Genomic DNA, 22,149 nt, shown 5'->3' with positions numbered 1-22,149 from the left:
CGGGGGGTTGCCATTTTTTATTCCCTTCTGTTTTGCTGCTGCCTCGTCTCCATCAGCCGTCTGACCCGCTCTGTCGGGGTCCAGCATTGGAAGCGATAGTCTGGCCGCGTCTCGTAGGTGAGGCGCGAACAGCGATAGGTTACGCCACCAGACGTTTTTTCCACGCGAAAATGAATGCACGTCGCACAGCAGTGAAACGCATTGTCTGCTTCCATCCCTGTCCCCTACCTCCCAAGCTTCCACGGAAACATCGAAAGCTGTTCGTAGCGCTCTTTTTGCGGTTCGACAAAATTGGAAAAACCAACGCCTACCAGCCTGACACCCGGCGAGTAATCAAACGCATCGAGCAAATCGTCCAGCAGCTCCTGCCAGTTGGCTCCGGGAACGGCCTTGCGCTGCTTCGTTCTTTGCGTAAAATCGGTGTACTTGATCTTGAGTGTGATCGTTTGCGGCTCGACCCCTTCCTCGCGAACGTCTTCCTCGACCTCGCGCAACAGCGAAAGGGCAATCGGCGCGATGGAGTCGCGGTCGTACAAATCAAAGGACAGCGTCGTCTCGCGGCTCGTCGATTTCGGCGCGCGGTCCGTCACGATCTCCCGGCTGTCTTCCCCTCTGGCCCGGTCGTACAGGGAACGGCCAAACTTGCCGAATAGCTGTACAACCTCATCCAGCGAAAGCTGCCAAAAGTCCTCCACCGTCTTGATGCCTTTTCTTTCGAGCAGCTCCTGCGACTTTTTGCCGACACCGTGTAGCGTCCCGATCGGCAGCGGGCGCAGTACGTCCAATGCCTGCTCGGGCCGGATGATGACAAAGGCGTCCGGCTTTTTCAAATCGCTGGCGATCTTGGCGAGCGACATATTATAGGAAAGCCCGATGCTGCACGTAAGTCCCGTCTCCTGTTTGATCCGTCTCTTCAGCTCGCGGGCAACCGGCACGGCATTTTCGTAGTCGGATACATCCAGGTACGCCTCGTCGAGACCGACTGTTTGGTAGCGTGGTGTATAGGAAGCAAAAATTTCTCTGACTTCTGCGGATTTTTCGGCATAGCGGCTGTAGCGGACGGGAAGGTACACTCCATGCGGACATTTTTTCCGCGCCAGTGCAATAGGCATGGCAGAGCGCACCCCGTATTTGCGCGCCTCGTAGCTGCACGTCGAGACGACTCCGCGGTTGGCAGTGCCGCCGACAATCACGGGCTTTCCGCGCAGTTCGGGCCGATCCAGTTGCTCTACACTGGCGAAAAAAGCGTCGATATCCAGATGAAGTATTTTTTTCATGACAGACAACCACCAAACATACATTCTCATTTCTATTATCGCTGTTTTGCCCGGTCGGCGCAAGCGGTGGACGCACCCAGCGGCGCTTTGTGTTTACTGCCCGGTTTGGCGAGCTTACATGGCTTTTTGGGGGGGCGTACGTACAGAAAAAACCGCCCTGCTGGCCGCAGGACGGCTGTCTTTTTTTTATGCGCTTGTGCTTTTTTTCTATTACGATGCTTGCAGCTTCTGCTGCTTTACCCGGGCAATAAATGCCTGGGCGATGTTAAACATCTGGCTGTCGTGCGACCACATCCGCTCCGGATGCCACTGCACGCCGACAGCAAGCCCGTCGAGACTCTCGATTGCCTCGATCACTCCGTCAGCCGCGCATCCTGTCATCTGAAAACCTGGCGCCACGTCTTTGACGGCCTGGTGGTGAGAACTGTTCACCAGCACCTCGTGCTGCCCGAGCGCGTCCGCCAGAAAGCCGGGCTGGAGCGTGACTTTGTGCACGCCGTATTGGCGGGAGCCTTTTTGCGCGTGCTGGAAGGCTCCCGGAACCTGGCTGGGAATATCCTGAATGAGCGTGCCGCCACACGCTACATTCAAAATCTGCATTCCCCGGCATATGCCGAGAATCGGCTTTTTCAGCTCCAGCGCCAGCTTGATTACGGCCAGCTCGGCCAGATCCCGTTCGTACTCAATGTTCCCCAATCCTTGCAGCGGCTCTTCCCCGTACAAATGCGGGGCTGGATCGTCGCCGCCAGTCAGGATCAGTCCGTCCAGCGATTCGATCATTTCGCGAAACGGCGCTTCCTGCACGGTCAACAGCGGCAGGATGAGCGGAATGCCGCCAGCGCGGGCCACTCCGTCCACATAGCCGGACCCGACATAGAAAAACTGGTCCAGATGATTATTCGGGAAATGCATTTTTGTACACGCGACACCAATAATCGGACGCACGCCAAGTCACTCCCTTCCGGCTTTCTCGTCACTTCACTTGACATTTGACGCGTATTTGAAGTCGATGAACCCAAGTGCGTCCACGACGACGTCTTTTACGCTGTCCTGCTTCACCCAGGCATACGTGAAGTAGTAGATCGGCAGCGCAGGCATTTCATCCATGACGATCGCGTCTGCTTTTTTCAAAATTTCCTTGCGTTTTGCCGGGTCGCCTTCTTTGGCAGACTGCGCGAGCAAGTCGAGGAATTCTTTGTTTTCCCACTTCGACGTGTTCAAACCGCCCTTGAACACCTCGAGGAAGTTGATCGGATCGTTGAAGTCGCCAATCCAGCTCGCGCGGCCAATGGTGAAGTTGCCTTCCTTCATTTGCTCGCGGTGCACCTTGTTTTCCTTGTTCACCAGCTTGACTTCGATGCCGAACGCTTTGCGCCATTGGTCCTGAATGACCGTCGCAATGCGCTGGTTCACTTCTGTCGTATTGTAGGAAATGGTCAGCTCAGGCAGCTCGGTCAGGCCCGCTTCCTTCATGCCTTCTGCCAGAAGCTTTCTCGCTGTCTCCACGTCGCCGTCCTTGATGTAGCCGTCCGGGTTGAGCGCCATGGTCGGCGGGAGGATGCCGGTCGCTGGCGTGCTCTTGAATGGCACGACGCTTTCGGCAATCTCCTTGCGGTTGACCGCTGTGGCAAACGCCTGGCGAATTTTTTTGTTGTCAAACGGCTTTTGCGTCGTATTGAAGATGTACCAGTACGTGCCTGCTGTCGCTTGCGTCTGCATTTTCCCGGAATCTTTCAAGGCATCGAGGGCATCCAGCGGCAAATCGCCCAGAGGAGAGCCCGCCCAGTCCAGATCGCCTTTTTCAAACATGGACAGCTCGGTGTTCGGGTCTTCGATCATGTTGATGGTCAGTGTAGACAGATGAACAGCGTCTTTATCCCAGTAGGTGTCGTTCTTCGCAAATTCGATCACCGATTTGTGTTCCCATTTTTTCAGGACGAACGGGCCGTTGCCGATGTACGTCTCCGGTTTGGCAGCCCAGTCCTTGTTACCCTCCACCACTTTTTTGTTGACCGGGAAATAGGTGACGGATGCCACAAGTTCCGGGAAGAAGGGCGCCGGATTTTCCAGCGTTACGACCAATGTCTTGTCATCAGTCGCCTTGACGCCGACATCCTCTGCCTTCGCCTTCCTGGCGTTGAACGCTTCCCCGTTTTTGAGATAGTACAGCTGGTACGCATAGCCAGATGCTGTCTCAGGGTCGAGCACCCTTTTCCAGGCGTATTCAAAGTCATGGGCGGTCACCGGATCGCCGTTCGACCATTTGGTATCGCGCAGATGGAACGTGTACGTCAGGCCATCGGCGGATACTTCGTACTTTTCGGCGACTGCCTCCTTCAGCTCGCCCTTCTCATTCAGGCGCAAAAGACCATCAAATGCGGCGCGGGCAACAGACATCGAAGGAATATCTTCTGCCAGTCCGGGGTCAATGGTGTTTGGCTCGCCTGTGTTCAGGTTGACCTGCATCGTTTGGGGCGCAGTCGTCTGCTCCTGTTGTGCATTTTGCGGATTTTCCGCAGAGCCATCTTGCGTCGTTCCACAGCCGGCAAACACCAGACTGGTCAGCAAAACGGCGCAAAACGACAGTTTCTTCAGCTTTTTCACAACAAAACCCCCATCATTAGAATAATCCTGCTTGATTGTTCGGAGCATGAATAAATAATATTATCTTGAGAAAATTTTGTCTACACGATAAAAAAGGAGATGGGTCTTATGTTATCCGGTCTTTTTGCCCCTGTTTCAGAGCTGCTTGAAGCGGCTGGCGGTGAATGGGGAATCTACCTGGAAGATTTGCAGACAAACGAAAAACTTGCCGTCAACGAAAATCAGCGCTTCTACGCCGCAAGTGTCATCAAGGTACCGATCATGGCCGCAGTCTTCGCCGAGGTTTTTTCCGGCAAGCTCGCTCTCGAAGACAAGATCAGGCTGCGCCGGGAAGACCTCGTGGGGGGAGCAGGTGTCCTGCAACACATGACGCCCGGAACGGAATTTACCGTGTACGACCTTGTCACCTTGATGATTATCCAAAGCGACAACACCGCCACCAACATGCTGATTGACCTCGTTGGAACAGACAGCATTCGCAGCATCATGCAAAAAACCGGAATGGAAAACAGTTCCTTTTACAACAAGCTGATGATCGTGCCAGCCGAACTGGAAGGCTACAACGAGATTACGGCCGCAGACATCGGCAGCCACCTCCGCTACCTGGCGACGGGAAAAATCATCTCCTACGACAGCTGTCTGAAAATGATCGCAATCTTAAAGCAGCAGCAGCATCGCGACCGCTTCCCGTTTCTTTTGCCTGATCCGGATGGGGAGATCATCGGCATGGTTCCGAAGTGGGAGTATGCGAACAAGACAGGTTCGGTCACAAAAATCACACATGATGTCGGAATTTTCTATACAGGACCGCACGCAATCAGCATCTCCCTGCTCAACAAAGGCCTGGAGCAAAAAGATGCTGCCAGCGTTATGGCGCGCATCGGCCGCCTGCTGTACGATCTGTACGGACCAAAATGGTAAATGCGCACGACACACCGCTCGCCCGTTTCACCGGACGAGCTTTTCTTTTGGCTCGCGGTTGTGCTGTCCACGCAAAAAAGCGGGTCTTCCTCTTCGGTGTCGAAAAGGAATGACCCGCTCGCTTCTTACTTGTCTTTTTCCAAAATCAGATTGGACACTTGCCATGCGCTGGAGAAGGACAGTTCGGAAAGCTGGCCTTGTCCTTCGCACCAGTCACCCGCAAAGAACAGGTTGCGGTAGTCCGGGAAGAAGGTAGGCATTGGCTTTTGGTTCATCGTCCATTTGATCTCCTGGACAACGGCACGGGCAGACACGCGCGGAACGACCAGTTTCTCGCGCCAGCCTGGGAAGTGCTTGTCGTACAGATTCTCGATCTCCTGCTTGCGAATCTCTGCCGCTTCCTTGTTGCCCACGTCAGCCTGGCGCATGTAGGCTGTCGCCTGCAAAAGCTGTCCGCCTTCTGGCACGCAAGTACGGTCGTAGTAGGAGATGTCTGTGATGAAAATATTGTTCTGCTTGTCGTAGATGTAGGAGAACGGCACATCAATCCGTTCTTTCAGGCCAATATCGTAAACCATGACGACTGTCGGCTCGTATTCCGCGTGCTGGGCAACCGCGTGCTCCAGGCGTGTTTCAGCGAATACTTTTACCAATTCTTTCGGTGGGATACAGCAGACGAACTCATCAGCCGTAAACTCTCCCTCCGGCGTCACCACTCCAACCACGCGATCATTTTCTACGAGAGCCTTCTCTACTTTGGTCTTGAGCATGATCGTGCCCTGGTTTGCCTCGATTACGCGAACGAATTCGTTAATCAGCGCCTGCCAGCCGCCGCCGATGTACGAAACAGGCTTGTTCGTGGTGAACAGGCGGCTGTAGTACGTGAAGAACACGTCAGACGGAATTTTTTCCGGTTCACGCGTAAAGAAGTTGGAGGATGCAAGTGTCAGCATCATGTCTTGCACGTCTTCGCTGACTTGCTTTTTCTCCATCCACTTCTGAATCGACATGTGCGGATGGCCTTTTTCCACTTTCAGCATCGTTTTCAATATCTCAAACGTAAATAATACTTTGTCGATTCCTTTTAACAGCTTGGTTTGGAAAAGTCCCTGCACGTTGGAAGGAACAGCAGTCAAATCGTCCCCAATATCGTACTTTGCTTTTGTCGGATTGAAGTCTTGCCAGTCGATGTTGAGTCCGAGTTCTTTTTCAAACGTTCTCAAAACGGAGCTGTCGCGCGCATAAATGGCGTGAGCTCCAAAGTTGAAGTTGAATCCTTTGATCTTCAAGGTAACGGCGCGACCACCCAATTGTCCGCGCTCCAGTACCAAAACTTTTTTGCCTTTCGACGACAGGTAGGCGGCACTGGAAAGACCAGCCAGTCCGGCACCTACAATAACAACGTCATAGTGATTGGTTGTCATACACAATCTCCCCTACGCACTAGCAATGTTGATTACTTGAGCTAAACACTACAATAGAATAATGGATGAGTAAGGTGGAAGTCAACTATTATTGAACTGTGTCTATTTTTATACTAGCAGATGCCATTTTTTACCTGACAGACGTGTGCTATGATGGGGAAAAAGGCAAAGGAGATGCCCGAGATGGACTGGAATATCCCGATTCCGCCCGAGGAAAAAGAAGCAGGTACGCTCCCCGCCATCTGCGAAAACAACGAGCCGCTCCTATCTCTCATGCAGTATGCCCCACAACTGGAGGTATATCCGGTCTACTTCAAGGAGGGGCTTGCCGGTGCGATGGCGGACTGTCTCGTCAGAAGCTCGGTCGCCGACAGGCTGCTGCAAGCGGCCAGGCTGCTTCCTGACGGTCTGCGGCTCGTCGTGCTGGACGGCTATCGCCCGCTGCAGGTGCAGCAAGCCTTGTACGACCGCTTCAAGCAACAACTGCTCGAACAGGGCTGGACCGAGAGCGAGGAAATGTACGCCGAGCTGCACCGCTTTGTGGCCCGCCCGACGGCCAATCCGGCAAAACCGCCGCGCCACCTGACCGGAGGGGCTGTCGATTTGACGATTGCAGGTCCTGACGGCTAGCTGGAGATGGGGACCGCTTTTGACGATTTTTCAGAGCGCGCTTGTACCCGCTATTTCGAGACGCTCGCAAACTTGAGTGAAGCAGACCAAAAAGCACGCGCGAACCGCCGCCTGCTCTACCACGTCATGATCCGCGCCGGCTTCACCAACTACGCAGACGAATGGTGGCACTTTGACTACGGCAACCAGGCGTGGGCCGCCCAAACCGGAAGCCCCTGTGCCCGATACGGCGGCGTGTAGCCCTGTTCTTTTTCACATCAACAAAAAAAGCTTGATCGCGGCCATCCCTCCACAGGAAGCCGCGGTCAAGCAGGCTAGTCGTTTCGTCTTGTCATTTGCTGCCAGACCGTACCGCTGGCTGCTTCTCCACGTTCGATCCGCTGTACGGCCATCTGCACCTGCAAGCTGACCTCGAACTCGGGATCGTTCTGGGCAGCGCGCAAGGCGTCCAGCGCCGTCTCGTCGCCCACTTCAAACAGGTAGCGGGCCGCACGCCAGCGCACCAGCTTGTTCTTATCCTTGAGCGCCTCACACATCGGCCCAATCGCCCGCGGATCGCCCAAATCAGACAGCGTATCGCCTGCCGTGCGTCTCACAGACACGGATTCGTCGCGAAGCGCTTCGAACAACAGCGGAAACACTTTGTCGCCTCCGACCATCCCCAGGTAGACGACTGCCAGCCTGCGAATGGACGGCTTCGGATCGCGCAGTGCTTTTTCCAGGACAGGCAAGTCTTCCTCCGTCGGCTCCATCCGATCCAGCGCTTCATAGCGCTTTTGCCAATCCGGGTCGTCGAGCATGTCGAGTGTGACGACCTTTTTCTCCCGCTCGGCCACCTGCGGCGTCTCGCCAGGCCCGAGCAGCATCGCCTGCTGGACGAGCTCGTCCACGCGGCTCTGCGGGTACGTCGCGTCGATCTCCTGCGCTACCTCTTCGCCGATTTCACGCAAGTCGCCGTAACGAACACCGTGCTCGACCCACTTGCGCTCCATAATCAGGTTCGGGGAAGCAGACCCGGCCTGCACGGCAGCCTGTCCGAAGCGCTCCGGCAAGGCGGCACGAATCTGCTCCGTCCCCATCGTCACCTTGACCTGCATCGGGATGCCGCGGAACATCTGGATAAACACTTGCGCCTCTCCGTAAGCTCCCGCCTGCTCCGCAGTGACAACAGGGATCGCCGTCCCTTTTCCCGCCTGCAAAATTTCCCGCGCCTGTGTCAAAATGCGCTGCCAGTCGGCATTCGACCTCCGCTCCAGCGCGAGAAAGTCCGCTGTATGAAAAATCGACGCCACTCCGTCAATCGCCAGCAGCTCCTGCATCAGTTCCGGCGCTTTTTGCGCTTCTGCTTTTGTATATACATGCTGCACGCCACCTGGCAGAGTCTCGTCCACGTTCAGCTTCATCACGTTGGGACTCGGCGTCGGTTCGATGGACAACAGTTTCATGCACTCGTCACTCCTTTTTCCACAATGCTACCTTATATGGTAGCACGTTAGCTGCTTCGTTTGCCAACCTGCGAGTGCGAGAAAAACAGTTTGCCGCCGAACGGCCGCCTAGAGCGCAAGCCTGTAGTAATCGTTGGCCGACTTTACGACAAAGCCGCACGACTCGTACAGCCCGAGCGCCCGGTTGTTTTCACAGGCGACCTCAAGGGAGACATCGGTGAAGCCTTCTGCCTGGATCAGCTCGATCGTTTTCGCCAGCGCCTGGCGGCCGTAGCCTTTGCCCTGTTCGTCTGGGTGGACGCAAAAGCCGTAGATGAAAGCTTTTTGCCCTTCCCGATTCACGCTGATTTTCCCGACTTCCCTCTCCTCCGCCAAAATCAGATACGTGCTGTTGAGGGGATCGTTCGCCATCCGCTCAGCCATCTCCCGAACCATTGCTTCCTCCAGTTTAAAACCCAGCACATTGAGCTGAATCAGCGTTTCATCATCCGCTGCTGTTGCCGGCCGCAGCTGCACTGCGTGCCCCAAGGCTACCTGCGCCGGTTTTTCCAAATCCATCCAGTATTCCGAAAACTCGTACCTGGCGCCGATCCGCTGCATATAGGCCGCCCCTGACTGCGCCTTTTTCTGGACGATAAACACCAGGTCCGGGATTCCCCGCTTGCGGCATTCTTCCTCGGCTACACGCTGCAGCCCGGTAAAAATCCCTTTTCTCCGATGCGCCGGATGGACCATGCCGCTGACCTCTGCCTCTTTGTTGTGGAAAACGTACAGACCAAGGAACCCGACAAGTTTGTTGTCCACGTAGCAGAGAAAGTCTTCCGGATGATCGCCTGAACGCTTTTCCAGCATACTCGGGTTTATTTTCAAATCAATGCCGTCGTGCTCGTTGCAGATGACAGCCAGTTGGCTGACTTCCTCAAGCTGTGCTGCCGACATGGATTTTGTCGTGACAATCTCGTATTCCAACAGACTCACTCCTTTTTTGTATGTCTAAAAATAACGCCTTCTCATCTCCGCGACGATTTCCTCCAGATTGTTCGCTACCTGCGGAATCGCATAGCCCACGTACAGCGGGGAAGTCACGAAGCGCGGCACCGCCTTGGCGATCAGCTTTTCTTTCCATTGATAGAAGAAAAAGTTGTAGCTCTGGTTGCGCGGATTGACGTGGTGCAAAATCCAGCGGGCCAAAATTTGCAAATAATCAGCCATCCTGGGCAGACGATCCAGGTCGGACAAAACGACGTTGTACTCAAAAAAGCCCGCGCGCGGATGCGTCGAGAGCGAGCACTCCACCCCTGACTGTCGGTCGATGGTGATGCCGTAAAAATCGCTGTCCCGAAGTTGTGTGCGATAGTCGTAGTCCCTCAGCCCGACGATCTGCATGTGCGGGTGGCGAATGCTTCCGCCGGAATACGGCCCGTGGTTTTTGAAAAAGAGCACAGAGCGAAAAGAGCCGCTTCTCTCCATCTCCAGCCATTTTTCCACGCCAAAGGCGAGCAGGGCGTGTGCATGCTCACGGGAATAGGTGGACCAATCGCCTTCACACTCATCTGATTCAATCAAAACGGTCTGGTGCGTATCCTCCAGGACGGGATATTTGTTCATCAGCCAGATCATGGAACCGCGTTGCTCCAGCACGTCAGTCAAGCTGTCGCGATCACAAAACGGACACGCTGTTTCCCTGTTGATTACGCTCTCCGGCTTTTTTCTGCCAATGTGCATGTTAAAGTGCAAATGTGTCTGCGCCATACAAAGTGCCCCTCCAGTTTCTGGATACCTCCACTTTACACCGATTTGGGCGGAAAATCATGACGTATTTTCGCTCCCGCCATCACCCCGCCACAAATTGGCCTATTTTTCCAATTTTTGCGCGCTCGTTTCTTTTTTTACCCCAAAAGGGTTGCATATAATGGGAGCAGTGATAACCGGAAAGGTGTTGGATACGATGGAAAAATCATTTTATTACCCGGTAAGCTGGAGTGAAGCCCACCACTACAAGGCGCTGCTCGATCAGGAGGGAGTGCCCTACGAGATCCAGTCTCCGCTCGATCTGCCCATCCTGGAAGAAGGCAAGCTGGCGATTGTCTTCCCTTCCATCCCGCTTCGGCTTTATGCGTGGGTACGCACCTTGTTTTACCGCGACGGCCTGCGCTATCCTGATACATTTTCTTCCTTCAGGTAAAGGAGTCCAGACTTCGGTCTGTTTGTCGAAAAACAAGCTCATTCGCTCCTGCCCGGCTACGCATCCGGCAACAGTGACGACATGCAAAGACCCGCCTCCTTTTTGCAGGAAGGCGGGTCTTTTTCACATGCACTGCTCGTTTCTTTTTGCGACCGTCTGCTGGTCTTCCATCTCCAAAAATACGAGAAATCTTCTGGCTTGCTTGTACATGATCGACAGCGTCATTTCCCTGATCTTGTTCATGATCGCTTCTTTGTCCTTCGGATGGACTTCACAAGCGAGCCTTTTTTCTTGCAACGCGAGGTAAGACATCACCCAATCCGGGTCCAACTTATAGGCAGGCAACGACAGCGACTCCTCTACTCTAGTAATCTCCTCTAGTCTACAGGAGATCGGTGTCGCTTTCCCAGCCACAATAACTGGCTAAACAAACAGAGATTGGCACGCTGTCAATTACTTTCCTTGCTCCAATTCCTCAACCAGAAGCGACAGCTCCGTCCATCGCTCCATTGCTGCTTCCAGCTCGGCTGTCACCTGCTGCTCTTCGGCAAACAGCTTTTCTACCTTGCCGTAGTCGCTGCCCGCTTCGGCAATTTCCTGTTTCAAAAGCGCAAGTCGCTCTTCCAGGGAAGCGATTTTGTCCTCGATTGTATCCCATTCCTTCTGGTCTTTGTAGGAGAGCTTTTTCGTACGGTTGTTGCCGCGAGTCGCCTGACTGGCCGGCTGCTTCTCGGCTGGCTTTTGCTTGGCCTCGGTAGCGGCGTTCTCTCTCCGTTTTTCTTCCAGATATTCGGAATAGTTGCCTGTAAAGTGGCGAATCTTTCCGCTGCCTTCAAAAGCGAACAGATGGTCAACCGTGCGATCCAGGAAGTAGCGATCGTGGGAAACGGTAATGACCGCTCCGGGAAACTGCTCCAGATAGTCTTCCAAAATACTCAACGTCTGGATGTCGAGATCGTTGGTCGGCTCATCCAAAAACAGCACGTTCGGCTCGCCCATCAACGTCCGCAGCAAGTACAGCCTGCGCCGCTCGCCGCCGGACAGCTTGGAAATCGGCGTCCACTGCATGGCCGGGGAAAACAGAAAGCGTTCCAGCATTTGCGAAGCCGTAATCTTCTCTCCGTCGCTCGTCGTAATCACTTCCGCCGCTTCCTTGACGTACTCGATCACGCGCAGATTTTCGTTCATCTCCACGTTGTCCTGCGTGTAGTAGGCGATTTTTACAGTCATGCCGATGTCAATCGTTCCGCTGTCAGGCTGGATGCGGCCTGCGAGCATGTTCAAAAGCGTCGTTTTGCCGCTGCCGTTTGGACCGATAATCCCGACGCGATCTCCCGGCAACACAATATAGCTGAAGTCGTCGACCAGCTTTTTGTCCCCGTATGCTTTTTGGATATGCTCGATCTCGATGACCTTTTTGCCCAGACGGCTTGCGCCCAACGCCATCTCCAGCTTCGCCGCCGGACCTTCCACCTTCCGATCGCGCAGTTCCTCTACCCGCTGGACGCGCGCTTTTTGCTTGGTCGTCCGCGCTTTGGCCCCCCGGCGCAGCCAGGCCAGCTCGCGGCGCAGCAAGTTTTGCCGCTTGTCCTCTGCCGCCGCCTCGTTTTCTTCGCGCTCGGCTTTTTTCTCCAAAAACGTCGCGTAGTTGCCTTCGTAGCTGTACAGCTTGCCGCGATCCAGCTCAAACGTGCGGTTCGTCACGCGGTCGAGGAAGTAACGGTCGTGCGTGACGAGCAGCAGGGCGCCTTTGTAGCGGGACAAGTATTCCTCCAGCCACTCTACCGTCTCGTTGTCAATGTGGTTCGTCGGCTCGTCGAGAATCAGCAGATCGGCCGGCTGGATCAGCGCTCTTGCCATCGCCACCCGCTTGCGCTGGCCGCCAGACAGTTCTTTTATTTTTTGGGAAAAATGGGTCAGACCGAGCTTGGTCAAAATCGTTTTGGCCTGGGTATTGCTCTCCCACGCGTCGGCCGCATCCATCCGTCCCTGCACCGCAAACAGCCGCGCCTGTTTTTTCTCGTCGCCCGGGTCTTGCTGCACCGCTTCCAGCGCTGTCTCGTATTCCCGCAGCAGCTGGATGAGCGGTGATTCTCCGTAAAACACCTGCTCAAGCACCGTCGATTCTTCATCGAAGCTCGGATTTTGCGGCAAATATTCCACGTGAAAATGATTGGCGTGAATGATTTTTCCGCTGTCGGGCGTATCTTGGCCCGCGATGATCCGCAAGAGCGAGGATTTTCCGGTGCCGTTGACGCCGATCAGGCCGATCCGCTGCTGTTCTGCGATATGAAAGGAGATGTTGTCAAACAACACTTTCTCTCCATAGCTTTTGGAAAGGTTTTCTACTGAAATGATTTGCATGGTCGTCACCTGTACTTTTCGATTTACAATCCTCTCAGAATCGTACCATTTTTTTCGCAGCAGCTCTAGGGACTCTCTGCCTGCAAATTTCCTGCCGCCGCACAAAAAAGCAGGCGTACTCCCTGCCATTCTGCAATCGAGTACGCCTGCCGTTCACTCAGTTGTGCAGCCACTGTTCCGTGCGCGACAGCAGCTCGCCGATTTTCATATCCTGTACGACCATGTCTGCCCATCCGTCCAAAGGCGTCGGCTCCTGGTTGACGATCACCAGCTTCGCTCCGTTTTCTTTTGCCCGCTGCGGAAACCAGTTGGCGGGGCTGACCGTAAGCGACGAGCCGAGCACGATCAACAGCGGCGCGCGCTCTGTCCACTCCACAGCCAAATCGATCTGCGACTGGGGGAGCGACTCTCCGAACAAGACGACATCCGGCCGCACGAAGCCTCCACACTTACACGCGGTCCCTTCCTCCTGCAAATACCGCTCGCTCGGGTAGCTTTTGCGGCATCGGATACAGCTAACCGTCGTCAACGTCCCGTGAAGCTGTGCCACCGCCTGACTCCCGGCTCGCTGGTGAAAGCCGTCTACATTTTGCGTGATGATGCCCGCAAGCAGGCCACGCTGCTCCCATTTGGCCAAAATCTCATGTCCGGCATGCGGTTCGCAAGCGGTAAGCCCCTTGATTCGCATCCGGTAAAACTCCACAAACGCCTCGCGGTTGTGCCGCATCGCTTGCGTGCTCGCGAGCTTTTGCGGGTCATTTCCCCGCCACAGTCCGGTCTGCGAGCGAAAATCCGGCAGGCCGCTTTCGGTCGACATGCCGGCACCTGTAAAGACGACCGCGCCCGGCGATTCCTGGAGCCATTTGGCAAGCGCTTCCATCTGCATCGCCCTCTTTTCTTTTTGCCCCCATTGTAGCGGAGGAAAAAGCGGGTGTACAGCTAGTACGCGGCCGAATACCCGTACGGCTGCTGACAAGCCGTTTGCAGCTGGCTGGGCGGATTGTACGTGTAGCCCGCAAGCTCCGGATAGTGGATGTACTGCCCGTACTCCGGCGGCTGCGTGTAGGCGGCTGCATCGTAATAGTAGTACGAGCTTGTCGGCCACTGGCTGGAATAGCTGTAGTGCGGATACTGGCTGGAGGTGTGCTGCCATTGGCTCTGTCCCTGGTTGGGTGCGGGGTTTGCCCCCTGCTGGCAGCCGAGCGGCGGACCAATGACGACGGTCCGGGTGATCGGGGCAAAGGTGTCTTTTACTTTCGCTTCATCCAGACAATACGTGTGCGCCCAGATGCTTGCAGGTGTCAGGCGCAGGATGTCGGAGCCGAAAATCACTTCCGGCACAGGCGCGTCGAATATCGCGATCAGATGCGTATCGTCCGTCAAAGCGACTTCGTAATGCCACCAGCCCTGCGGCACGTTCGCCACTTGCCGCGGCTTGATCGGGAAGTTGAGCAACTGGTTCGTAAACGGGTTCACGATCGAAACAACCGCCTCCCCCGTCACACAGTAGACGAGTTCGGAAGCGTTTTGGTGAATGTGCGGCTCAATGACATTACCTGTCGTCAGGAAAATGTCGAGTATCGACGTGTTGCCAAGTGTGTTCAGTTGCTGGATGCCGAGCGCGTTGATGAAGTTTCCGGCGTCTTTGCGAAAAAACGTGTTGTTGCGCAGATCATACGTGAACTCTGTATTGGGTGAGGTGTAATCCCGATAGGATGTAGCCATCTGTCCAATTTTCCCTCCAGCATCTAGGTATATGTCTCATACGTATCCATATTCCACTCACTTCCGTTGGTGCGCCCATGTTTTGGCACCGCTTTGCTCGCGACGGCTTGCACGCATGCCTTGGCACGCTTCCTTCTTCCTATACATATGGTAATAACAGTTGTGCCAAGTTCTCTTTTGGAGGGGATGGGAAGTGGCCACCTATTTCGTTTCGGATATTCATGGACAAAATCAGGCTTTTCAGCGAGCGTTGCGCGATGGCTCCTTTTCCCCGCAAGCAGGTGATCGTCTCTATGTGATTGGCGACATGATTGACCGCGGGCCCGAGTCCAGGGAAGTGTTGTTCGAACTGTTCCGCCTGCGTCAAGCGTACCCGAACCAAGTCTTTCTGCTAAAAGGAAACCATGAACAAATGCTGGAGGATTGGCTGAAAGGGCAAGGAAATCCCGAACTTTACCTGCGTTACAACGGAGGAGATGCCACAATCCGTTCGCTGCTCGGCCATCATCCGCTGCGACGGGCGTTTTTGCATTCCATGCCCTCTATCGCAGAGCAGGAGGAGGCCAGACGGCTGATTTTGACGGAGTACCCCAATCTGTTGCCGTCCTTGTCCAGCCTGCCATTGTACATGGAGCTTCCGGCCGATCCGCGATCAGGAGCGCCCGCTGTCCTGCTCGTTCATGCGGGAATCCGCCCGGGAATCCCTCTGCAAAAACAAAATCCCGAAGATCTCCTATGGATTCGGGAGCCTTTCTACCTTTACTATGAAGGAAACAGGCCAATCGTCTTTGGACACACCCCCGTTCCCCGGCTGCCGGGCTATGAAGGGCATGGACCGTGGAGAAGGGGCAATCTCGTCGGGATTGACGGCGGCGCTGCTTACCGGCGAGGGATTTTATTGGTAGAGTGGCCTTCCTTGCAGTCGATCTTCGTCCCTGTTCGCGACGCCCAGCCTGACGTGTACGTGCGGATCATCTGAGTGCGGCGACATACGACACCTCCCTGTCTGGCAAAGCTTTGGCTACTACCTGCGGCAACTGCTTCAGGTAGCGTTTCCGCTTTTTTTGGACAAGCCGCTTTGCTTTCACAATTTGTTACTTTTTATAATCAACTTCCGATTCGTAATGTGATAAGATAGAAGGACGAGGTGTTGTTATGAAACGTCAACAAGTGATGGAACAATCTATGTTTGCGGCATGGGGCGTGTCCCTGATTGCCACGGCAGGAAGCCTGTTTTTTTCGGAAGTATTAAAGTACATACCATGCGAACTGTGCTGGTATCAGCGGATCTTGATGTATCCGCTCATTATTTTGCTGGGAGTGGCCTCCGCCAAAAAAGATTACAAGATGTCTTCCTACGCCCTGATTCTTTCGTTGATCGGCGGCTGCATCTCCCTCTATCATTACCTGATTCAAAAGGTGCCTGCCCTGCATGAGCTGGGTAACGCATGTGGCATTGTGCCCTGCAACACGGACTACATCAACTGGTTCGGATTTGTCACGATTCCGTTTTTGGCGCTGATCGCTTTTACGCTCATTAGCATTCTTTTGTTCATCGTGCAGAAAAACGCAAAGGAGATTTGATGATGAAAAAAATTATCTTTTTGTCTGTCCTGGTAGCTGCGTTGCTGATTGGCGCCATTGTGTACTCGGATATTTCCAACCGCGAGGCGGCGGCAGGCAACCCGTACGGAAAAGCCAATCTGAACCCGGCTACCATCGAGCAACTGAATGATCCGTTGTACGACAACCTGATTATGCCAGAAGAGTTGAAGCAGAAGATCGAGAGCAAGGAAGACTTGTTCGTCTACTACTACAGCCCGCTGTGCGAGCATTGCCGCGCGACCACACCTGTCCTCGTGCCCATCGTCAAGGACATGCAGATCGACATGAAAAAACACAACCTGCTGGAGTTCACAGCCAGCTGGGATGAGTACCAGATCGAATTCACCCCGACCCTTGTTCACTACAAGGACGGCAAGGAAGTCGCTCGCCTGGTAGGCGGACATGAACCTGACGAGTGGAAAAAATGGCTGGAAGAACAGAAAAAATCATAATAGTTGAACACCCTCGGACTTTGCGGTTCGGGGGTTTTCTTGTAGCATCCGTGACAAATATGTGAACGCCCCCCTCCAGAAATAGCCCAAACGAGTCATTAGGCTTTTGGAAGCGAATGCCTATAATGGTTACTGGGGAATATTCCAGGAAAACGGAGGTAATGGTGTTGAACCTTATCGACTTGACCGAAACATTCGGCTTTCGGGCGACGTGGAACCCGGAGCTGATCTTGCTTACCGCTCTGATCGGACTTGCCTACTTTTCGCTGACAGGACCTTTGCGCCGGACGTTTCCTGAGGCAAAACCCGTCACGCTCACACAGAAGCTGTCGTTTTCCATTGGCTTGCTCCTTTTTTATTTCGGCATGGGCAGCCCATTGAACGTCGCGGGCCACTTTTTGTTCAGCGCCCATATGCTTCAGCAGTCTATTCTTTACCTGATGATGCCGCTATTGCTGCTGGCTGGCACGCCGTCCTGGCTGATCCGCTCGCTTTTTTACCGCAAAGGGCTGAAACGGCTGCTGCGCGTGGCAAGCCATCCGATTACGGCCATCCTGCTGTTCAATGCCCTATTTTCGTTTTATCACATGCCTGTTATGCTAGACATGGCGATGAACAACCTGGCTATGCATAATCTGATTCACCTGGTACTGTTGGTTACGGCCATATTGATGTGGCTTCCTGTGATCGCTCCCATTCCGGAGATTCATCGGCTGTCCGAGCTGCAAAAGCTGGCCTACATTTTTGCCAACGGCGTGCTGATTACGCCAGCCTGTGCGCTCATTATTTTTTCGGAGACGGCTCTGTACAGCACGTATGTCAACGGCCCTTCGATGCTGTGTGCGCCGTTTTTTTCCGCCCCGATCGACAAGTCAATGTTTGCCGTTCCGCTCGTGCCCCTGGAGGATCAGCGGCTTGGCGGAATCATCATGAAGCTGCTGCAGGAGTTGACGTACGGTTCCGTCCTGGCCTACGTGTTTGCCGCCTGGTACCGGAAAGAAAAAAATCAGCCGGACGATGGTCTGATTCCGCAATAACACTGCCCAAAGCGGCACACTTACCTATCTGCAAAAAAGGAGGCATCCTGCGTGCCACTCACTCCTACTGCCGCGATCCGGCTAAGACGGCTGCTCGTGTTGTTGCCGCTGCTCGTCCTCGCTGCTCTCGTCGCCTCTTGGTTTTGGCTGAGTCCGTCCACGGTTTCGGCCAAGCTGCCGGACGTACAACTGCAAACGCTGGATGGAGAAGCTTACTCTCTCTCACCAAAGACCGGGAGCATCCGTCTGGTCGAGCTGATCTATACGCGCTGTCCCGATATTTGTCCGACGACCACCGTAAAAATGGTGCAACTGCAAAAACGGCTGCAAGCGGCTGGACTGATGGGACAAGGCATTGAATTTTTGACGATTACCATTGATCCCAAAAACGATACTCCCGACGTGCTGCGCTATTACGTCCAACAGCTCGGTATTGCAGACGAGGGCTGGACCATATTGCGCGGCGACGAAGAGACGATTCGCACCGTGACCAGCTCGCTCGGCTTTTTTGCCAAAACGACCGAGGACGGATTCATCTCGCATACGTCGAGCACCTATCTCGTCGACCAAAACAACGAGGTCATCCGCAAGTTCGGGATGGGTGAGGACTTTGATCCGGAACAAATTTATCAAGAGTTGTTGAACTTGAAGAAGGAAGGGTAACGCAAATGAAACGCTTTTTCACGCTATGCCTGTCCGCACTGGTCATTTTGACTGCGGCATGTTCTGGCCCAAGCGACCAGGCCTTGGAAGCTTCAGGCGCTCCTGTTGACGCCACTTTTTCTATCGAGCCTGCGGAGCCGGTAGCAGGCCAACCCATTACGTTTTCCGTCAAAGTGACCCAGGAAGGCAAGCCTGTGGACGATGCGCGGGAAGTCTCGTTTGAATGGTGGAAGGATGGACAGGAGAAACACGAAACGATTCCGGCGAAGCTCGTATCCGATGGCGTCTACACGGCGCAGCAGACGATCAGCGAGCCTGGCTCCTACTTTGTCTACTACCACGTCACCGCCCGCGATTTCCACAACATGCAGAAAACGCCTTTTACTGTGAAAGGCGCAGCCGATGCCGATCATGCTGATGCGGGTCATACAAGCGGCGGACACGAGCACGGCAAAGCCGCTTCCGGCGAAGCGCATGCAGCCAGTGGAGTCGACTTTCACCTGATGCCACCGGACGAGCTCAAGGCGCAGTCTGCGGCTGTCATGGTCGTTCACCTGATGAAGGACAACCAGCCGTTGTCGGGAGGCACGGTCAAGTTTGAGTTTTGGACAGGCGATGCGGCGAAGCACAGCTTTGCGGATGCCAGCGAAAAAAATGCCGGGCAGTACGAAGGCAACCTCTCCTTCCCTGCCCCTGGGGAATACACGGTGAAGGTCCATCTGGAAAAAGGCGACATGCACGATCACAAAGATTTCACCGTGACTGTCCAGTAACAGACACGTAAGTCAGACGCTTTCTTGAGCAAACAGCAAAGACGGCCATTCCATTCCGGGGAAGGCCGTCTTCTGCACTTTTTCGTATTAGCAAGTAAAGTAGGCGATGCGGTTCAGCTCCAGGCCATAGTATTCCCACTGGTTTCTTCTCCAGCGGTAGCCTGTTACTGAACTCCGGCCGATGAATACAGGATAAAACCAGAAGGAGCGCCCATTTTGCAGCCAGATGTACGTATACCGATACAGGCACGGATAAAATCCGCCCGGTTCAATCCGACGTGTCCCCCCGTATCCTCGCGATCCCGGTGCACTGGGCGTCCTGCCTGGAGGCGGACCTGGCGGCGGTGGAGGAAACCCTCCAGGAGAACCTCCCGGCGGCGGCGGTGGTGGGTACCCTCCTGGAGGATAGCCACCTGGGGGATACTGATATGACATGACGTTTCACCTCCTACAAGTCTCCCTATAAGAGATGCTGCAAACGCACAGATGGACTGTGTGTTTGCCCGTGGTCATTCACCTATTTTCCGCGATCGTCCCCTTCGCCTGCATCGCTCCCCTTCCCCTAAAAAGAAGGCGACGCAATCGCGCCGCCTTGGATTTCAAACTGTCTCTGGTTAATAAGGGCGTCCGCCCATGATGAAGCGGTATTCCCAGTGTGTATTACTGAAATTTGTAATTTTCACGCCGCCGGACTCCTTGGAAAAGGTGTGCAGCAGCTTGTCGTCGCCCAGGTAGATCGCGACGTGGGTAATGCTTTGCTTCGGCACGTTAATCCCTTTGTAGTCGGATTGCTTGTAGCCTTTGTAGGCCATGAAAAAGACCAGATCGCCTTTTTTCAGCTTGCTTATATCAGTGGTATACGTGCCGTTGCTTTTTACGAAGTTGGCCTGGGAGCGCGCTCCGCCTTTGCCCATGTCGATATTGGCCCCTTCGAGGTACGCCCACATGGTGAATTCGGAGCAATCCATCGTCTTTTTGTTCGCACGGGTCGAGCCGTACTCATACGGTGTGCCCATGTATTTTTTCCCGGCCGCAATCACCTTGTCCGCGATTGTAGAAGCACCTGACTCCTGCTGACCCGGCTCCGGCGTTGTGCCCGTTCCGGTGTCCTCCGGCAAAATTCGGCGTGCGCCAAGCAGCTTTTTCGTATAATCGCTGACTTTTTTCAAAACGACCTCATCTTCTCCTTGCGATGAGTATATGTACTGGCCATTTCCGATGTAAATTCCCATGAAGGTCGGAGCACCTTTTCCATTCGAGGAAAAGAACAGCAAATCTCCAGCCTGGATTTTGTCTGTCGAGACGGACTTGCCCGCCTTGTACAGCTTGGCAATCGTGTTGTCAATCGTCAGTCCGGCCTGTTTGTACACGTAGGTAGCGAGTCCCGCAGAGCCGAACGAGTTCGGACCAACCGCCCCGTATTTGTAGTCTTTGCCGATCAGGGATGTAGCTGTCTGGACGATTTTTTCTGACTTGACCAAATATTGCGAATCCACAGTCTGAGCGGCGGCCTGTCCACCTTCTGCGAACAGAAGCAGGGATGTACTCAGCATGACGGCGACAGTCGACTTTTGCAACCAATCTCGTTTCGTCATTCGTTCTCCTCCTGGCTGTGTTTTTTCCCAACGGATTGGGTACAATCCCACTTTACTGGAAAAACCCGACCCGTATAAGTCTGTAAATCTTTCCAACAAAGGATTTGATTACATAGTCGGATGACCATAGTCCTGTATTTCAGACCTTTCTGACCGATTCGTCCCATGCCTTTTCCCATGCCAAAAAGGCCCTTGTCCGCTCCTGGGACAAGCGCCTGCCCGCGTGCAAGGTTCTGACAACGCTAGCGAGGTTTGCGTTTGCCTTTCGCAAGCGTATTGCACAAAAACTGTACCGTTTCTCCCATTTTCAGCCGATGCGAGCCTTTTACGAGAAAAGTAGTGTCGGGCTTCATTCTTTTGGCGAGATTGCGGTGCAATACCTCTTTGTTCGGGCAATGCATGACCCGGTTCGCGGGAAAGCCTGCCCGGATGGCCGCGCGCGCAATATGGCGGGCACTTCGCCCCAACGTGTACAAATAATCCACATTTTTTTGGCTCAAATACTCGCCGACTTCCTCGTGGCCTCGCACTTCGTAGTTCCCCATTTCCAGCATGCTCGCCAGCACCGCGATTCTGGTGCCTTGTCCGGACTGGCTGAGCACGTCAATCGCAGCCTTGGCCGCATCCGGATTGGAGCTGTACGTGTCGTCCAGCACCTGGACATTGTGGGCCAACCGGTAGCTGACGAGCCGCTTCCGCTGCGGCCGGAATTGGCGCAGCCCCTCCCGAATTTCCTGAAACGGGATGCCGAGTGTATGCGCAACGGCAATGGCCGCCAGCGCATTGTGCACATTGTGTTCTCCCAAAATCGGAATAAATATCGCTTCTCTCTGCTGCTGAAACGAACAGACAAACGAAATTCCGCCTTCCTCCCGTGCAATGCTGTCCGCCCGGTAATGCGCTTCCTGCCCGACCCCGAACGTAACGAATCTGCCAGCAAACGTCCCTAAAAAAGGTTGTTGGGTAAACTGGCGCGAGTATGGACAATCCCAATTGAGAAAGACGATACCGGTAGACTTCATGTGGCGGATCAACTCGGATTTTGCCATGGCGAGCCGTCCGACATCTCCGCCGAAGTTGCCAATGTGCGCAGTCCCGATGTTCGTAATGACCCCCAGATTCGGTTGAATGATCTGGCAATGCTGGCGAATATGGCCACTTCTCAGCAACCCGAATTCCAGCACAACCGCTTTGTGCTCGTCCCGCAAGCGACTGACATGCGCTCTCGTATTGCCCAAAAAGTTCTTGTTGTACATCGAACGATATGTGGACATACGTCTTTGCAATATCGTATAGATCATTTCTTTCGTCGTCGTTTTCCCGGCGCTTCCCGTCACCGCGATCACCGGTTTGTTCAGCATCACCGTCTTTGGCCGAGCTGGTTTCTTGCCTTTCTTTTTCACTGACAATCTCCCCTTCACCCCTGCTCTTCCAATCCGCTTCGGTATT

Annotated in this window: 25 protein-coding genes; 10 read left to right on the top strand and 15 right to left on the bottom strand. The window is 54.3% G+C overall.

Annotated elements, in window-relative coordinates:
- Positions 1-17 precede the first annotated feature (17 nt).
- The 4 genes from AAFJ72_RS08040 to AAFJ72_RS08025 form a co-directional block, all read right to left on the bottom strand.
- Positions 18-215: a hypothetical protein gene (locus tag AAFJ72_RS08040; RefSeq protein ID WP_432776695.1), complete on the bottom strand. Its 198-nt coding sequence runs from the start codon at positions 213-215 to the stop codon at positions 18-20.
- A 9-nt stretch (positions 216-224) separates the two neighbouring features.
- Positions 225-1,277, bottom strand: a complete 1,053-nt coding sequence (locus AAFJ72_RS08035) for a DNA polymerase IV (protein ID WP_432776694.1) — start codon at positions 1,275-1,277, stop codon at positions 225-227.
- Positions 1,278-1,487: 210 nt separating this feature from the next.
- The gene (locus AAFJ72_RS08030) at positions 1,488-2,222 is read right to left on the bottom strand and encodes a gamma-glutamyl-gamma-aminobutyrate hydrolase family protein (RefSeq protein WP_432776693.1); all 735 of its coding nucleotides are present in this window, start codon (positions 2,220-2,222) and stop codon (positions 1,488-1,490) included.
- 33 nt (positions 2,223-2,255) lie between these two features.
- Entirely contained in the window at positions 2,256-3,881 is a 1,626-nt protein-coding gene (locus AAFJ72_RS08025; protein ID WP_432776692.1) for a peptide ABC transporter substrate-binding protein, read from the bottom strand.
- Positions 3,882-3,989: 108 nt separating this feature from the next.
- Here AAFJ72_RS08025 and AAFJ72_RS08020 point away from each other — a divergent pair, with 108 nt between their 5' ends.
- The gene (locus AAFJ72_RS08020) at positions 3,990-4,802 is read left to right on the top strand and encodes a serine hydrolase (RefSeq protein ID WP_122904653.1); all 813 of its coding nucleotides are present in this window, start codon (positions 3,990-3,992) and stop codon (positions 4,800-4,802) included.
- A 125-nt stretch (positions 4,803-4,927) separates the two neighbouring features.
- Here the strand turns inward: AAFJ72_RS08020 and AAFJ72_RS08015 are convergent, their stop codons facing one another.
- A complete protein-coding gene (locus AAFJ72_RS08015; RefSeq protein ID WP_122904654.1) occupies positions 4,928-6,226 on the bottom strand; it encodes a phytoene desaturase family protein in 1,299 nt (432 codons plus the stop codon).
- A 183-nt stretch (positions 6,227-6,409) separates the two neighbouring features.
- Between AAFJ72_RS08015 and AAFJ72_RS08010 the strand changes: the two genes are divergently transcribed.
- Both AAFJ72_RS08010 and AAFJ72_RS08005 read left to right on the top strand, forming a co-directional pair.
- Positions 6,410-6,856: a M15 family metallopeptidase gene (locus tag AAFJ72_RS08010; RefSeq protein WP_432776691.1), complete on the top strand. Its 447-nt coding sequence runs from the start codon at positions 6,410-6,412 to the stop codon at positions 6,854-6,856.
- A 6-nt stretch (positions 6,857-6,862) separates the two neighbouring features.
- Complete coding sequence (locus tag AAFJ72_RS08005; protein ID WP_432776690.1) at positions 6,863-7,096, top strand: M15 family metallopeptidase; 234 nt, start codon at positions 6,863-6,865, stop codon at positions 7,094-7,096.
- A 74-nt stretch (positions 7,097-7,170) separates the two neighbouring features.
- Here AAFJ72_RS08005 and AAFJ72_RS08000 read toward each other — a convergent pair whose 3' ends face one another.
- The 3 genes from AAFJ72_RS08000 to AAFJ72_RS07990 form a co-directional block, all read right to left on the bottom strand.
- Positions 7,171-8,301: a virulence factor gene (locus AAFJ72_RS08000; protein WP_432776689.1), complete on the bottom strand. Its 1,131-nt coding sequence runs from the start codon at positions 8,299-8,301 to the stop codon at positions 7,171-7,173.
- A 108-nt stretch (positions 8,302-8,409) separates the two neighbouring features.
- Positions 8,410-9,279 (bottom strand): GNAT family N-acetyltransferase, encoded by an 870-nt coding sequence (locus AAFJ72_RS07995; protein WP_432776688.1) that lies wholly within the window; start codon positions 9,277-9,279, stop codon positions 8,410-8,412.
- A gap of 15 nt (positions 9,280-9,294) precedes the next feature.
- Entirely contained in the window at positions 9,295-10,053 is a 759-nt protein-coding gene (locus AAFJ72_RS07990) for a DUF4931 domain-containing protein (RefSeq protein ID WP_432776687.1), read from the bottom strand.
- 196 nt (positions 10,054-10,249) lie between these two features.
- On the opposite strand from AAFJ72_RS07990, the gene AAFJ72_RS07985 reads away from it, so the two are divergent.
- Entirely contained in the window at positions 10,250-10,486 is a 237-nt protein-coding gene (locus AAFJ72_RS07985; protein WP_122904675.1) for a hypothetical protein, read from the top strand.
- Positions 10,487-10,609: 123 nt separating this feature from the next.
- On the opposite strand, the gene AAFJ72_RS07980 is transcribed toward AAFJ72_RS07985, so the two are convergent.
- From AAFJ72_RS07980 to AAFJ72_RS07965, 4 genes are all read right to left on the bottom strand, one after another.
- Positions 10,610-10,831: a hypothetical protein gene (locus AAFJ72_RS07980; RefSeq protein WP_122904659.1), complete on the bottom strand. Its 222-nt coding sequence runs from the start codon at positions 10,829-10,831 to the stop codon at positions 10,610-10,612.
- A 108-nt stretch (positions 10,832-10,939) separates the two neighbouring features.
- Positions 10,940-12,850 (bottom strand): ABC transporter ATP-binding protein, encoded by a 1,911-nt coding sequence (locus tag AAFJ72_RS07975; protein ID WP_432776686.1) that lies wholly within the window; start codon positions 12,848-12,850, stop codon positions 10,940-10,942.
- A gap of 157 nt (positions 12,851-13,007) precedes the next feature.
- Complete coding sequence (locus AAFJ72_RS07970) at positions 13,008-13,730, bottom strand: NAD-dependent deacylase (RefSeq protein WP_432776685.1); 723 nt, start codon at positions 13,728-13,730, stop codon at positions 13,008-13,010.
- 59 nt (positions 13,731-13,789) lie between these two features.
- Positions 13,790-14,575 (bottom strand): cupin domain-containing protein, encoded by a 786-nt coding sequence (locus tag AAFJ72_RS07965; protein ID WP_432776684.1) that lies wholly within the window; start codon positions 14,573-14,575, stop codon positions 13,790-13,792.
- Positions 14,576-14,768: 193 nt separating this feature from the next.
- On the opposite strand from AAFJ72_RS07965, the gene AAFJ72_RS07960 reads away from it, so the two are divergent.
- From AAFJ72_RS07960 to AAFJ72_RS07935, 6 genes are all read left to right on the top strand, one after another.
- Positions 14,769-15,554: a metallophosphoesterase family protein gene (locus AAFJ72_RS07960; protein WP_432776683.1), complete on the top strand. Its 786-nt coding sequence runs from the start codon at positions 14,769-14,771 to the stop codon at positions 15,552-15,554.
- Between the two features lie 176 nt (positions 15,555-15,730).
- Positions 15,731-16,159, top strand: a complete 429-nt coding sequence (locus tag AAFJ72_RS07955; RefSeq protein WP_122904663.1) for a disulfide oxidoreductase — start codon at positions 15,731-15,733, stop codon at positions 16,157-16,159.
- 2 nt (positions 16,160-16,161) lie between these two features.
- Positions 16,162-16,632 (top strand): thioredoxin family protein, encoded by a 471-nt coding sequence (locus AAFJ72_RS07950; RefSeq protein ID WP_122904664.1) that lies wholly within the window; start codon positions 16,162-16,164, stop codon positions 16,630-16,632.
- Between the two features lie 161 nt (positions 16,633-16,793).
- Positions 16,794-17,669, top strand: coding sequence for a cytochrome c oxidase assembly factor CtaG (gene ctaG, locus AAFJ72_RS07945; protein ID WP_432776682.1), 876 nt, complete (start codon positions 16,794-16,796; stop codon positions 17,667-17,669).
- A 51-nt stretch (positions 17,670-17,720) separates the two neighbouring features.
- Positions 17,721-18,332, top strand: coding sequence for an SCO family protein (locus AAFJ72_RS07940; protein ID WP_122904666.1), 612 nt, complete (start codon positions 17,721-17,723; stop codon positions 18,330-18,332).
- 5 nt (positions 18,333-18,337) lie between these two features.
- Complete coding sequence (locus AAFJ72_RS07935) at positions 18,338-19,105, top strand: FixH family protein (protein WP_432776681.1); 768 nt, start codon at positions 18,338-18,340, stop codon at positions 19,103-19,105.
- 87 nt (positions 19,106-19,192) lie between these two features.
- Here AAFJ72_RS07935 and AAFJ72_RS07930 read toward each other — a convergent pair whose 3' ends face one another.
- The 3 genes from AAFJ72_RS07930 to AAFJ72_RS07920 form a co-directional block, all read right to left on the bottom strand.
- Positions 19,193-19,540 (bottom strand): transporter, encoded by a 348-nt coding sequence (locus AAFJ72_RS07930; protein WP_122904668.1) that lies wholly within the window; start codon positions 19,538-19,540, stop codon positions 19,193-19,195.
- Positions 19,541-19,719: 179 nt separating this feature from the next.
- The gene (locus tag AAFJ72_RS07925; protein WP_432776680.1) at positions 19,720-20,700 is read right to left on the bottom strand and encodes a C40 family peptidase; all 981 of its coding nucleotides are present in this window, start codon (positions 20,698-20,700) and stop codon (positions 19,720-19,722) included.
- 242 nt (positions 20,701-20,942) lie between these two features.
- On the bottom strand, positions 20,943-22,109 hold the full coding sequence (locus AAFJ72_RS07920; RefSeq protein WP_432776679.1) for a UDP-N-acetylmuramoyl-tripeptide--D-alanyl-D-alanine ligase: 1,167 nt from the start codon (positions 22,107-22,109) through the stop codon (positions 20,943-20,945).
- Positions 22,110-22,149: the final 40 nt, after the last annotated feature.

This window comes from Brevibacillus gelatini (assembly GCF_050920745.1).
GTDB lineage: Bacteria > Bacillota > Bacilli > Brevibacillales > Brevibacillaceae > Brevibacillus > Brevibacillus gelatini.
This window is presented reverse-complemented; position numbering and strand designations above follow the sequence as displayed.

Bases quoted from the DNA above. Each gene is read 5' to 3' on its own strand.
- AAFJ72_RS07990 (WP_432776687.1), bottom strand. From the start codon at position 10,053: ATGGCGCAGACACATTTGCACTTTAACATGCACATTGGCAGAAAAAAG.
- AAFJ72_RS08020 (WP_122904653.1), top strand. From the start codon at position 3,990: ATGTTATCCGGTCTTTTTGCCCCTGTTTCAGAGCTGCTTGAAGCGGCT.
- AAFJ72_RS07975 (WP_432776686.1), bottom strand. From the start codon at position 12,850: ATGCAAATCATTTCAGTAGAAAACCTTTCCAAAAGCTATGGAGAGAAA.
- AAFJ72_RS08000 (WP_432776689.1), bottom strand. From the start codon at position 8,301: ATGAAACTGTTGTCCATCGAACCGACGCCGAGTCCCAACGTGATGAAG.
- AAFJ72_RS07955 (WP_122904663.1), top strand. From the start codon at position 15,731: ATGAAACGTCAACAAGTGATGGAACAATCTATGTTTGCGGCATGGGGC.
- AAFJ72_RS07925 (WP_432776680.1), bottom strand. From the start codon at position 20,700: ATGACGAAACGAGATTGGTTGCAAAAGTCGACTGTCGCCGTCATGCTG.
- AAFJ72_RS08010 (WP_432776691.1), top strand. From the start codon at position 6,410: ATGGACTGGAATATCCCGATTCCGCCCGAGGAAAAAGAAGCAGGTACG.
- AAFJ72_RS08040 (WP_432776695.1), bottom strand. From the start codon at position 215: ATGGAAGCAGACAATGCGTTTCACTGCTGTGCGACGTGCATTCATTTT.
- AAFJ72_RS08005 (WP_432776690.1), top strand. From the start codon at position 6,863: ATGGGGACCGCTTTTGACGATTTTTCAGAGCGCGCTTGTACCCGCTAT.
- AAFJ72_RS08035 (WP_432776694.1), bottom strand. From the start codon at position 1,277: ATGAAAAAAATACTTCATCTGGATATCGACGCTTTTTTCGCCAGTGTA.
- AAFJ72_RS07930 (WP_122904668.1), bottom strand. From the start codon at position 19,540: ATGTCATATCAGTATCCCCCAGGTGGCTATCCTCCAGGAGGGTACCCA.
- AAFJ72_RS07965 (WP_432776684.1), bottom strand. From the start codon at position 14,575: ATGGCTACATCCTATCGGGATTACACCTCACCCAATACAGAGTTCACG.
- AAFJ72_RS07950 (WP_122904664.1), top strand. From the start codon at position 16,162: ATGAAAAAAATTATCTTTTTGTCTGTCCTGGTAGCTGCGTTGCTGATT.
- AAFJ72_RS07970 (WP_432776685.1), bottom strand. From the start codon at position 13,730: ATGGAAGCGCTTGCCAAATGGCTCCAGGAATCGCCGGGCGCGGTCGTC.
- ctaG (WP_432776682.1), top strand. From the start codon at position 16,794: ATGGTGTTGAACCTTATCGACTTGACCGAAACATTCGGCTTTCGGGCG.
- AAFJ72_RS07985 (WP_122904675.1), top strand. From the start codon at position 10,250: ATGGAAAAATCATTTTATTACCCGGTAAGCTGGAGTGAAGCCCACCAC.
- AAFJ72_RS07935 (WP_432776681.1), top strand. From the start codon at position 18,338: ATGAAACGCTTTTTCACGCTATGCCTGTCCGCACTGGTCATTTTGACT.
- AAFJ72_RS08015 (WP_122904654.1), bottom strand. From the start codon at position 6,226: ATGACAACCAATCACTATGACGTTGTTATTGTAGGTGCCGGACTGGCT.